Raw genomic sequence first — 11,031 nt, 5'->3', positions numbered from 1 at the left:
AATTAGATTTTTACTATTATTACAAAACCAGCAGTATTAATGTGTTATTCTCCAAAGCCAACCATGTTTTTCTTCATTTGATGACTTAGTTGTTACCTTTTGCGGTAAGTCAGATTGGGTTTGCTTATGAGTAGTTAAATCTAATTGTTGTGCTTGGTCAGCAATCCGATTTGCTGTTGCAATCTGCTCATCTTTTACAGTTAATTGCTGTTTAAGTAAATCGATCGTTGCGGATTGTTCTTCAATACGAGCTTTTAATTGGTCGATGATTGCGTCTTTTGTTGCTGGATAAGTCTGTTTTTCTTGTGTTTTAGGATTATTCTGATAATACTCTTCCATTTGCTTAAAAACGGCGTCATTATAGTATTTAGCGTTATGTTGACCTGTTTTAATTGGTTTAAACTTGTGTTTTACTATGAACCGTGAGGCTGAAACTACTGATATATCAAAATACTTTGCTAATTCTGAAGTTGTATATGTTTTACTTTTACTTTTACTCATGCTTTAGCCTCCTTTAGGCTAATTCTAGCATATAATTATTATTACTATTGCTATTTCAGGATAATTACGGTTATACTTAGACACGTAAGCGTTTTTCGTTTACCAACAATAATTAAATAAATCAGAGTAAAGAAAAAGCTCGTTAAAGTATTGGCGTACTTTAGCGAGCTACCGATCAACTAGTTACAGTAGTCAATCGGGGTTGTCTATTTCTTTAATATAATTAATTTTAGATGAAATAGACTAATATTTCAAGATATAGCTACACAAAAATATCAGTGAAATCAAACCCTTAAAACTATGAAAGTCGACTAGTTAATCTAGTCGGCTTTTTCTTTTGGTTCACAACCGGTTAAACTCGCAAGCAGTGACTCTGCACCGTGGTAGTATCCCGAAAGCGTCCGTGAGTCTGGAGACGCGCCAGACTTGTAGTTAACAATATGGGTATGCTAAACCCTGCTATTATCGCATATGGCTAAAGACGTGGCTGGAAGCTTCGAAAATGCTACGGACAACCCTAATATTCATGGGATTTTCTCGTGTTCTCCCTATGTTTTGCTGAAAAGTAAGTAAGCAATTGAACAAATCAACACTAAGAATATTAGGGGCAAGGGCGGAGTGCGCTTAAACTGTCTGCATTGCTTATTTGCTGAGCTAATAACGTAAGTTGTTGGTTGAGTAAATAAGCGATGGGTTGAATGAGAGCGAACTCTCTCGAAACTTTTTAGCCACAGATAGGCTAGGTTTCGAGAGAGCAAGGCTGCGCAAGCGGAGCTTGCTTCCTGGGGAGTTAAGGTGAAGTACGTTCTTTTTTAATAAGAGGTTTGTTTTAGCGTTCCCACTCATCATCAACTTGTTGTTTAAGTGATTTTTGGGTTTGTTCTTTGGTCTTTTGAAGTTGGTCAGTGGTTGCACTTAGGAGTGCTCTTTTAAGTTTGATGATTGGGTCGTTCATTAGTTGGATTTCTTTTTGAGCATTAGGCTTATGTAGTGAAGCTTGAATTTTTGAAAAATCTACGTAGCTGCTTTGAAGTTGAATAGGTTTTTTTGGATTAACTGGTGGCAATAAGCTTTTAGTGACCTGATTAATGAAGTTGGTTGCTGTAGTTTTAATCTTTTGGAGAACTTGAGTAGTAACATCTATGAGGTATTTTAGAGGTTGCCGGAGGTGTTGTTGTCGGCCGTTGGTAGTGATGACTGCTTCCGGTACTTCATTTGGTTTAAGTAGTTGTTGTTCTACTTTGTGGTTAGGGTCGTGTTCGGTAATTGTATCAACTAGTTGGTTTTTGTAGCCGTTGATGTTGTTTTTCATTAGTTGTTGGCTTTGTTGTAGTTGAGTGTTTTGCCTAGTTAGTTCTTGGTTGGTGCTTTCTAGGTTAGCTTTGGTACTGTGAGCCTTGAGGAGTTGTTGGTTAATTTGCTCTAGTTCATTTTGTGCATCTATTTTGTCTTGTGTCCATTCGGCTTGCTGGTCTTGTCGCCAATTATCAATTTCTTGTTCAATTTGAGCAACGTTATCTTCGGTTACATTAATTGGTTGGTTATTGCCATTGGTTAGCTTGTTTTGGGCGATTTCTTTTTGGGCATTTTTGATTCGTTGTTGTTTGCGTCGTTTGAGCTGGTTATTAGCTTCGTCTAGTTGGTCTTGTAGGACTTTGAGTTGCTGGCGTTGAGTAGCCAGTTGTTGCTCTTGTTGAGCTTTTTGTTGTTCAGCTTTCTGGCGTTCTTGGTCAGCAGTTGCCTTGGCTTGCTCCGCCTTTTCTTTATCGTCCTGAGCAGCTCTATTAGCCCTTGTAATGCCTTTAGCCATTTCGAGGGGTGATAAGTCATTACCGTCTTTATCGACTGCCTGGCGGCCTGTGGTGGCTTCATAGATGTCCTTGAGATTTTTAGTGACGGTTTTGACTTGTGCTTGCATATCGTTATTTTGGTTATTCAATGTTTTGGCTTGGTCTTGAAGGTTTTGGACTTTCTTTTGATGGTCAGCGATTTCTTGATGTTGGGCCTTTAGTTGCTCCATCGATAGTCCTGTTTGTATAGTCTTATCTTCCTTGGTTTTGCGTTCAAAATCGAGGATTTTTTTATTTTTGGGGACTTGGTAGGTCTTATGTAATTCTTGCTCCAAGCATTTTAGGGCGAACTGGTCAAGATTAGCTCGATACCATTTGAGTGCTGCTCGGCCTGAAGCCGTTTTGCCTGTGACAGCTTGATGAAGGCTTACTAAGGCTTGGTTTAATGAATTAGTGACATGTGCTGCCCGTTTTTTACCCCCTCGGGTCATGCCAAAGGTAGCTACTTCAAAATGGATATGTGAAATGCCCATTTCATCATTGTTGGTTGCGTAACGGCCGCGATGTAGGTAATCACCAACATTAATGCGTTGCTGATGAACTTTATTTGCTGGCCACCCGATATTGTTGTTAGTGGCCTTAATTAAGGCTCGATTGAAACAACCATAAAATTGTTTAGCAACTGCAATATTATTTTGAATTGGTTTGTTATTTTCGTCTTTAAGCTTGAAAACCAAATGAGTTGTGCCGTCCGGTAGTTTCTCTTCTTGATATGAATCTTTTGGACAGAATTGTTTCATCAATTGGCTTTGCACTTCCATATTACCAATTGTTAAAACGGCGGTAGCTTTCTTCTTGTTTTTAAGATAATTTTTCACACTGCCAAATTGTCGTTCAGCATGACCTTTTTCTCGTTGGTGTTGGTCGTGTTGTTCTACATAGTCGTGGAAGTGCTGTTCGTTCCAATCATCAATAGCTTGTCGAGTAGTAGTTGATTCATCATATACATTAAATTGAGTTTCATTAAATACAATATCTTTATTGGAATGGTTAATATTCTGGTCATGTTCTACATGCTTTTGAATTCCAGAATAACCATTAGTATCTTTTGCTTGTAAGTCAGTTGTTACGGTACACTTAATTGCCATGATTAATGCCTCCGTAGTTTGATATTACTATAAGTAATTATATCACGATGACAATTTAGTATAGTGGGTAGTTTATCCAATATACTAGCTCCCTAGTCAAAATGGAGTACTCCATTTTGACTAGGGAGCTCTCGCCGAGGGCATTAGGAACACATTTCCTAATAACCATTGATTTAATTTTCAAGATTACATTTGAAAATTAAATGTTACCTTTTTCGTTAAAAGGTAACGCCAAAATAAAAAATTCCCAATGCCTTTAGGCAAAGGGAATTTTATTCAACACAGCATCAATAATTAGTTGCTGTGTTTTGAGCCATTGGGTAACTTATTATCATTCAGCGGACTATTTCCCAATGGCTGATTGTGATTTTGTGTGACTGATTCTTGTTTAGCTTTAGCTAAAAAGTCGGTTACAAAATCAGCAATATCTTTCCGGAAATATGGCTTCTGTTCCTCGCCAATTTCGGATTGAATAACATCATCTAACACAGACTTAGTATTGCTGTTATTCATTGATGAAAGCATGATAGCTTCGGCTAATTCAGCTTTCCATTTTAGTTCGTTTAAGGCTAAAACATCAGCGTCATGCTTCATCTGTAATTTCTTATATTCCATATCTTCCGGAACCGTGCGGCCACTTAACTTCTTGGCTTTCAGTTCTTGCCAACGGGCGATTGATTTAGGAGACATCATAGGCAAAACCTCTTTTAATTAGTTAATTATTTCAGCGAACTATGAAATAACTCATCATGGCTACCCACTCTAATTAAACGAATTGATGGATTAGTCTTGTGAGGCATATAAATTACCAGCACATCAACTTTCCCATCAGATAAATGGTACTCATAGCTACCGTTATAGTTACCGCCACGATTGTTTAAGATATGAGGGCGGTACTCATCATTAACAATTCCGTTAAGGTGTAACTGATTTAAGGTATTCATGAGATCGTCAATTAATTCGGGGTGATGATATTTTAATCTTTGATAGTCTTTCTTGAATTGGGGTTCAACTTTTAATTGATACATTATTCCTTATCCAAATAATCTTTAAGTTCATCTACATTATCAAAGCTAGGAGAATCATCGGGAATGATACCTAGTTCTTTCGCCTGAGCAGTTACTAAGGCTTTCTTAGTGGCTTCTGTTGGCTCATCTGGTTCAGCTAACACATCAAACGGGATTTTCTTTTGAATAACTAATTGGCGAGCGGCTAGATTAAAGTACCCATTAATACTTAGACCCATGGACTTTAATTCCTTGTTTAGTTCTTTCTTGAGTTTATCGTCAAGACGAATAGTTGTTGGCGTTGTTTCCATATAAATCACCTCTATTTGTATGTTATTATACCATACTATTGCAATACAAAGAAGCAAACTACCGCGCTACCGCTTGCTGGACTCGTTAATCAGAACGGTTTATGACTAAACCTAACCTGATTAACGAGTGAGATTGTGGGGTTACTGCTTAATCAAACTTAACTTCATCGAGCATCTTTTCACGGCTAACCTGGTCTAATCCCAGATATTTTAGGGTCATGGCTTCAGAGGTATGGTTTAAAAGGCTCATCACCAGGCCAATATTGTAATGGGTTTGCGTGTAAACACGGTAGGCACCCGTCTTTCTCATGCTGTGGGTCCCAAGGTAGTTAATTCCTAATAAATCGCCAGTTTTAGCCATTATTTTGTAAAACTGCTTTTCTGTAATATGCCGAGAATGGTCCCGTGAGGAAGGGAAAAGCCATTCGGATTGAATGTTTTGCTCGTTTAGCCAGTTAAAATAGTCGTTTAAGTCCTGTTTTACTGGTTTAAGGTACAAAACATTAGGCTTTCCGGTTTTTTTATCCCGAATATAAGCATTTTTCCTGATAGTTCCATCACTTTCATAGATTTCGTTGCGTCTGAGAGCCAATACATCACTCACGCGAAGCAGGGTGGCCTTGCCAACTTGAAAGATTGTGTAATTACGGCGTCCTTCGCGGAAATTATGGAGTAGAGTCTCTTCAACTTCGTGGAGGACGTTGGTATCTTTGATGGGTAGTACTAGTTGTTTCATATGAGATGCCCCTTGTTTAGATCCATGTTATAATACAGGTGTAATAGATGATTGTTGGTCGTGCGTTGAGTACCACCAACACAAAAGCCCCCAAGCTATGGCCGTAGCAAGGGAGCTTTTTTTGTGGGTTGAATGCTGTCACAATTACCTATCTATCACTTACGTTGGTTCAACCAATACGCCAAGTAAACGGGAATTACCACGAGGGATAATTGTGATAGATAGTGTAATAGATGACTGATTATGTCGTGCATTGGTCTCACCTCCCAACATTAGAAAGTTGATTCTAAGCGGAATGTGACAGTTCCTAAATTGTAACATAAGCCAATTTTTGCCCCTTAATTTAGGGGCTGTTTTTTGAATATATAAATTAAAAGCCCCTGTATTCCGATTGTAGAATACAGGGGCTTGCTATATCAATATTTCTTAGGGGCTATTTATAAGTTATGGACCCTGAACCAGGAAATTGGACATAAAAAAAGGGCATCTTTTCAGATGTCCCGCCGGCTCGGATAAGTAATCAGCTGATCCAATTTGCACGCCAGCATCATCGTATTTGTAACTATATTATAACCGATTATTTTCTATGATACAATATTGATGCGCGTCAGGACGTCTTAATCACACGTTCAATAGCGCGGGAAGGAGGTTCTTCCCGATGCATTGCATCATCGTATTTGTATTGTTGCCTTTTTTAAGTAAGAAGCAACTGAAAAAACTGATTAAGTTCATTATTGAGCTGTTAAAGCACCTGCTTTAGCATTTCAGCAGAATAAACCAGCGTCTGTCGCGTTCGACAGGCGTTTTTTACTTAGCCCTAATTATATATAGGTATTCATTAAATCGTATCTTTTTAGGAAATTACTGGAAATAGGTTTACATACAATTCTCAAGGTTAACCATTAAATTAACTTATGTTAATTATGATAAAGTTGTAAAACTAAAACACAAGCAATCACAATTCATGACTGGCTTTTTATTGTTGCGGATAAGGAGTCAAGATGAGCTGACCATGGATATATTCCCCGAGAAAGATGTCACTGATACTGGCATAACCGGCTTGGTGAACCTGGTCGTCGATCCAGCTTTCGCCATGGTGAATCAATTCAAGGACATCTTGATTAATTCGTCCATCGTTGATTAGAGGAAATCGGATATTATCTTCGTCGTTTTCGATTACTACTAGCTGACCATTTTGCTCGAGGACACAGCTTTTAACCTTACTGATCTCGTAAATATTATGACCACGCAATTTGAACATTAGGTCATTGGCGGACAGACTGGCGTGAATACAATTATCAACCAAGATTTTACCGTTGCGAATGACGAGGCGCGGCTGCCCATCAACGACCTTCTGAACCAGGTAGTTATGTTCCTTAGTAAACTTAATGATGAAGACCAGTAGGGTCCAAATCAATAGGACCATCACAAATTGCAAGACAGTAATGTCTTTATTGTAGATGATTCCACCGAGAATTCCCCCGAGAACATAGTTTTGGACCTGGTCAATTGCAGATGTCGGCGCTAAGTTCCCCTTACCGAGCAGGTTGATCTGTAGAATGAGGCTGAGCATTCCCAGGACAAATTTAATGGTGATTAATCCGTAATCCATTTACTCGATTTTCATCCTTAATTTTGAATATTGACGTGGTGGTCAACGACGTGGGTTCGCGTAAGAGTGTAATTATCACCGCTCGAACTGAAATTAACCCGGTAATCCTGCTTGTTGAAACGGACGATGATTCCATCAGTCAGGGTAGGTGAGTTAACGACCACCTGGCTGCTTTTCAGATGATGGTCACGGGCCACGGCCCGAATGAACGGCTGCATTTGGTTTGCCTGTGTATGCTGGGTGTAATTTTTCTCCAGGTTGGTAATCTGTAAACCGGAAAAGATCAACAGTAATAGGAGAAATATGATTCCCAGATCCCGGTATTTGGTTTGTAAACGGTGCCGGAAGTAATAAAGCGAGGTGGCAAGGAGTAGGAGCAGGGAAATGAGGATTAATGTGTAATTAACCACTGAATTAACTTGCTGATGGTTGGTAATGTAATTTTCTGTATAAAATGTCATTGTAACTTTCCTATGATTTATCACTTATAGACCATAAATATAAAACTTGGTATAAAAGAGGGCCGTTACCCGAGCAAAGGTACGGCTTTTTATGTTGATTTTGTTAAAACAGCATAATCTTTTCTGTTGCATCTATATTGTAACATGTATTCGATTAATTTCTATTAGTGGGTCTACTTATTAAAAATAGCCCCTAAACTAATTGGGCAATACGTTTTTTTAGTTTCATCGCGCGTTTGTCGAAACACAATCATTTTTTGTTCATGTGTGCCTTTTGCTTGTGCCGGATCAGGTAATGGCCAGTGAATACTTTTAGCTTGTGGTGGTATTACTGGACACCTACAAATAAAATTTGGCTTTTGACTATTTATTAAAGAAAATTCTCAAGGTGTCTTGATGTTTCAATCTGAGTACTCCAAAATAATATTCAAATATATATTCAAATATATATTTGAATATTATTTTGGAGGAAATAAGAAATGTTAGGAACAATTATTGCTGGTGTGGTGACTTACTGGAGTACTGCTATTGACTTATTAATAATTCTGATGCTTTTTTTTGCGAAAGTTAAAGATAAAAAGGGTGTTAGAGATATTTATATAGGCCAATTTCTTGGGTCTGGGCTTTTGATATTAGTTAGTTTGTTCTTTGCTGTCATTTTACATTACGTTCCTGATAAACGATTATTAGGTTTTCTAGGAATAATTCCTGTCTTTTTGGGAATAAAGGCTTTAATTTTGGGAGATTCAGACGGTGAAAAAATGGCTAATGAAAAATTGAAAGATACAAATCAAAATAATTTGATTAAAACCTTGATTTTCATTACTATTGTGAGCTGTGGTGCTGATAATGTTGGATTATTTGTACCTTACTTTATTAGTTTGGCACTACCAAAGTTATTAATAACTTTAATCGTGTTTTTGATAATGATTTTCTTATTAGTTTTTATTGCCCAGAAGTCGGTTAGTATTCCAACTGTAGGTACAGTTCTTGAAAAATATAGTCGTTGGTTTATAGGAATCGTTTATATCTTTATTGGTGGTTCCGTTTTGATCGAAAATGGATCAATTCAACTTTTCATTAATTTAATTAAATAATAGGCAGAGTGATTCTATGAAAAGCAAAAGTGCTGACATTACTTGTGATCAGACATTGGTTGAGACAGATAAAGTAATGAAGGTCTCGGAATTCTTGGGTAAATCACGTATTAAGAAATACTTTTATGTATTGTCTAAAATCTCAGATGAGAAAAAGTTAAAAATCATTTTCTCTTTAATCGCTCAGGAATCGTTATGTGTTTGTGATATTGCATATATTTTAGGCTGTAGTATTGCAACCGCTTCTCATCACTTAAGAATGCTGTATGATGCTGACATTTTAGACCGTCAAAAAAAGGGGAAAATGGTGTACTACTTTATAAAAGATGATGATCTGAAAAAAATACTTGCTCAACTTGACAGGTGAATTGACTTAAGTGCTTCCCTTAAGAAGAGAAAGTAATTAAAAATAGAGCAGTGAATAGCAGTGAATTTTCTTGTTTGATTCTATTTTATATAGGAGGCTACTAGAAATAGCCCCTAAATTAATCCTCTAACTAATTGTTTAATTTCATCACGTACTTGACGAAATACAATCATTTTCTGCTCGTGTGTTCCCTTAGCCTGCGCTGGATCTGGTAAGGGCCAATGAAGGCTTTGGGCTTGGGGAGGAATTATAGGACAGCGGTCTTTCGCATCACCGCACAAGGTCACAATTAAATCAGCCGCATTGAAATAATCTAAGTCAATCAGCTTTGATTTTTGCTGACTAATATCAATTCCATCCTCAGCCATAACCTCTACTGCATAAGGGTTGAGACCATGCTTTTCAACACCGGCACTTTTACATTCATATTGATTTTTGAGTAATAATTTGGCATAACCTTCCGCAATCTGACTACGACAAGAATTACCAGTACACAAAAAATAGATTTTTTTCATAATTAATAAAATCTCCTCTTAATCCAAAGTGAAACATCAACTAATAGCATCATAACTGGAACTTCAATCATTGGACCGATAACAGCTGCAAATGCTTCCCCAGAATTTAATCCAAAGACACCAACAGTTACTGCAACAGCTAGTTCAAAGTTATTGCTTGAAGCAGTAAATGATTGCGTGGCCGAGATTGGGTAGTTTGTGCCAGTCCTCTTCGCAATCCAGAAAGTGAGGAAGAACATTAAAATAAAGTAGAGAAGCAAAGGAATCGCGATACGTATGGCATCTAAAGGTAGTTGAACCACTTTAGCGCCTTTTACCGAGAACATAACTACGATGGTAAATAGTAATGCCCAAGTTGTAATGCGACTAATTTTAGGAACATACTTATCTTCAAACCAGTCTTTTCCTTTACCCTTGATAATCAAGTAACGAGAACAAACCCCTAGGATAAACGGGATTCCAAGATAAATAAAAACAGTCTTTGCAATTTCACCCATGGTAATGTTAACCGTTTGTGTCTTAATTCCGAACAGCTTAGGTAAAACACTAATAAAGATGTAGGCATAAATAGAGTAAAAAATAATTTGAAAGATCGAATTCAAAGCTACTAATCCGGCGGCATAGTCATTATTACCGTGAGCTAGCTCATTCCATACAATGACCATCGCAATACAACGCGCCAACCCAATCATGATTAAACCGATCATATAATTGGGATAATTGTGTAGAAAAATGATGGCTAAAGCAAACATCAATAATGGCCCGACAATCCAATTTTGAATTAGTGAGAAACTGAGTTCTTTCTTATCACGAAATACATCACCCATTTTTTCATAATTAACCTTAGTTAATGGCGGGTACAGCATTAAGATTAAGCCGATAGCAATCGGAATAGACGTAGTTCCCACTGACCAACTGTTGATCAACTTAGGCAAGGAAGGGAAAATAAATCCACTTAAAATCCCAAGTACCATAGCTAAAAATACCCATAAGGTCATATAACGGTCCATGAATGATAAATTTTTAGAAGTACGCATAATAGCCCTCCATATAGATAATTATCTATGCATAATGCAAAATAAAAAAGCTAACAGTTTGAATATGAATCCTTACATATGCAATGGTCAGTCTTAGATAGTATTTGTGTTAATTCACTAATCAGTCCTTCTTTTTTGTTTGAATTTAAAGAATAATAGTGCCACTTAGTATCTTTTCTTACGTTAACTAATCCACTTTTTTCCAGAATACTCATATGGTGGGAGAGAGTCGGTTGTGTAAAGTCAAAGTGTGCAAGTATATCACACCCACACATCTCACCACAGGATAGCATTTCTAAAATCTTAAGACGGTTAGGTTCAGCAACCACCTTTAAAAGTGATGCCAAATCTTTATACTCATGGTGCATCAGTAAAATCCTCCACATTAAACATAGACGCTCATCTATATTATATCACATGAATAATGAAAAAGATTGCCGTTCAGACGG

General features: G+C 37.3%; 13 protein-coding genes. 2 read left to right on the top strand and 11 right to left on the bottom strand.

Translation table 11 applies throughout. The annotated features are described in order from the left end of the window. Positions 1-36: 36 nt before the first annotated feature. From HMPREF0494_RS10625 to HMPREF0494_RS10590, 8 genes are all read right to left on the bottom strand, one after another. Positions 37-501: a hypothetical protein gene (locus tag HMPREF0494_RS10625; protein ID WP_007124983.1), complete on the bottom strand. Its 465-nt coding sequence runs from the start codon at positions 499-501 to the stop codon at positions 37-39. 829 nt (positions 502-1,330) lie between these two features. Then, the gene (locus tag HMPREF0494_RS10620) at positions 1,331-3,439 is read right to left on the bottom strand and encodes a hypothetical protein (protein WP_007124981.1); all 2,109 of its coding nucleotides are present in this window, start codon (positions 3,437-3,439) and stop codon (positions 1,331-1,333) included. 294 nt (positions 3,440-3,733) lie between these two features. Next, complete coding sequence (locus HMPREF0494_RS10615) at positions 3,734-4,132, bottom strand: hypothetical protein (protein ID WP_007124980.1); 399 nt, start codon at positions 4,130-4,132, stop codon at positions 3,734-3,736. Between the two features lie 26 nt (positions 4,133-4,158). Next, positions 4,159-4,467: a type II toxin-antitoxin system YafQ family toxin gene (locus tag HMPREF0494_RS10610; protein ID WP_007124979.1), complete on the bottom strand. Its 309-nt coding sequence runs from the start codon at positions 4,465-4,467 to the stop codon at positions 4,159-4,161. Further along, the gene (locus tag HMPREF0494_RS10605) at positions 4,467-4,757 is read right to left on the bottom strand and encodes a type II toxin-antitoxin system RelB/DinJ family antitoxin (RefSeq protein WP_007124978.1); all 291 of its coding nucleotides are present in this window, start codon (positions 4,755-4,757) and stop codon (positions 4,467-4,469) included. Before HMPREF0494_RS10605 ends, HMPREF0494_RS10610 begins: the two co-directional genes overlap by 1 nt. 148 nt (positions 4,758-4,905) lie before the next feature. Then, entirely contained in the window at positions 4,906-5,493 is a 588-nt protein-coding gene (locus tag HMPREF0494_RS10600) for a tyrosine-type recombinase/integrase (RefSeq protein WP_007124977.1), read from the bottom strand. Between the two features lie 976 nt (positions 5,494-6,469). Continuing rightward, positions 6,470-7,105: a DUF421 domain-containing protein gene (locus HMPREF0494_RS10595; protein ID WP_007124976.1), complete on the bottom strand. Its 636-nt coding sequence runs from the start codon at positions 7,103-7,105 to the stop codon at positions 6,470-6,472. Positions 7,106-7,122: 17 nt separating this feature from the next. Then, positions 7,123-7,566, bottom strand: coding sequence for a DUF3290 family protein (locus HMPREF0494_RS10590; RefSeq protein WP_007124975.1), 444 nt, complete (start codon positions 7,564-7,566; stop codon positions 7,123-7,125). A 479-nt stretch (positions 7,567-8,045) separates the two neighbouring features. Between HMPREF0494_RS10590 and HMPREF0494_RS10585 the strand changes: the two genes are divergently transcribed. Beyond that, on the top strand, positions 8,046-8,663 hold the full coding sequence (locus HMPREF0494_RS10585) for a CadD family cadmium resistance transporter (protein WP_007124974.1): 618 nt from the start codon (positions 8,046-8,048) through the stop codon (positions 8,661-8,663). Between the two features lie 16 nt (positions 8,664-8,679). Beyond that, the gene (locus tag HMPREF0494_RS10580; RefSeq protein ID WP_003672749.1) at positions 8,680-9,030 is read left to right on the top strand and encodes an ArsR/SmtB family transcription factor; all 351 of its coding nucleotides are present in this window, start codon (positions 8,680-8,682) and stop codon (positions 9,028-9,030) included. Between the two features lie 113 nt (positions 9,031-9,143). Here the strand turns inward: HMPREF0494_RS10580 and arsC are convergent, their stop codons facing one another. The 3 genes from arsC to HMPREF0494_RS10565 are packed head-to-tail and all read right to left on the bottom strand — an operon-like array spanning position 9,144 to position 10,950. Next, on the bottom strand, positions 9,144-9,545 hold the full coding sequence (arsC, locus tag HMPREF0494_RS10575) for an arsenate reductase (thioredoxin) (RefSeq protein WP_003669793.1): 402 nt from the start codon (positions 9,543-9,545) through the stop codon (positions 9,144-9,146). Positions 9,546-9,547: 2 nt separating this feature from the next. Further along, positions 9,548-10,582 carry an ACR3 family arsenite efflux transporter gene (gene arsB, locus HMPREF0494_RS10570; RefSeq protein ID WP_040459098.1) on the bottom strand — a complete coding sequence of 345 codons (1,035 nt, stop codon included), beginning with the start codon at positions 10,580-10,582 and terminating at the stop codon, positions 9,548-9,550. Between the two features lie 50 nt (positions 10,583-10,632). Continuing rightward, positions 10,633-10,950, bottom strand: coding sequence for an ArsR/SmtB family transcription factor (locus HMPREF0494_RS10565; protein ID WP_007124972.1), 318 nt, complete (start codon positions 10,948-10,950; stop codon positions 10,633-10,635). Positions 10,951-11,031: the final 81 nt, after the last annotated feature.

Source organism: Limosilactobacillus antri DSM 16041 (assembly GCF_000160835.1).
GTDB lineage: Bacteria > Bacillota > Bacilli > Lactobacillales > Lactobacillaceae > Limosilactobacillus > Limosilactobacillus antri.
The sequence above is the reverse complement of the archived record's forward strand: the minus strand, read 5'-3'. Positions and strand labels throughout refer to the sequence as shown.

What these genes read in the sequence shown, in the direction of transcription:
- HMPREF0494_RS10590 (WP_007124975.1), bottom strand. Translation starts at nt 7,566, where the DNA reads ATGACATTTTATACAGAAAATTACATTACCAACCATCAGCAAGTTAAT.
- HMPREF0494_RS10625 (WP_007124983.1), bottom strand. Translation starts at nt 501, where the DNA reads ATGAGTAAAAGTAAAAGTAAAACATATACAACTTCAGAATTAGCAAAG.
- HMPREF0494_RS10580 (WP_003672749.1), top strand. Translation starts at nt 8,680, where the DNA reads ATGAAAAGCAAAAGTGCTGACATTACTTGTGATCAGACATTGGTTGAG.
- HMPREF0494_RS10620 (WP_007124981.1), bottom strand. Translation starts at nt 3,439, where the DNA reads ATGGCAATTAAGTGTACCGTAACAACTGACTTACAAGCAAAAGATACT.
- arsC (WP_003669793.1), bottom strand. Translation starts at nt 9,545, where the DNA reads ATGAAAAAAATCTATTTTTTGTGTACTGGTAATTCTTGTCGTAGTCAG.
- HMPREF0494_RS10600 (WP_007124977.1), bottom strand. Translation starts at nt 5,493, where the DNA reads ATGAAACAACTAGTACTACCCATCAAAGATACCAACGTCCTCCACGAA.
- HMPREF0494_RS10605 (WP_007124978.1), bottom strand. Translation starts at nt 4,757, where the DNA reads ATGGAAACAACGCCAACAACTATTCGTCTTGACGATAAACTCAAGAAA.
- HMPREF0494_RS10585 (WP_007124974.1), top strand. Translation starts at nt 8,046, where the DNA reads ATGTTAGGAACAATTATTGCTGGTGTGGTGACTTACTGGAGTACTGCT.
- HMPREF0494_RS10615 (WP_007124980.1), bottom strand. Translation starts at nt 4,132, where the DNA reads ATGATGTCTCCTAAATCAATCGCCCGTTGGCAAGAACTGAAAGCCAAG.
- HMPREF0494_RS10610 (WP_007124979.1), bottom strand. Translation starts at nt 4,467, where the DNA reads ATGTATCAATTAAAAGTTGAACCCCAATTCAAGAAAGACTATCAAAGA.
- HMPREF0494_RS10595 (WP_007124976.1), bottom strand. Translation starts at nt 7,105, where the DNA reads ATGGATTACGGATTAATCACCATTAAATTTGTCCTGGGAATGCTCAGC.
- arsB (WP_040459098.1), bottom strand. Translation starts at nt 10,582, where the DNA reads ATGCGTACTTCTAAAAATTTATCATTCATGGACCGTTATATGACCTTA.
- HMPREF0494_RS10565 (WP_007124972.1), bottom strand. Translation starts at nt 10,950, where the DNA reads ATGCACCATGAGTATAAAGATTTGGCATCACTTTTAAAGGTGGTTGCT.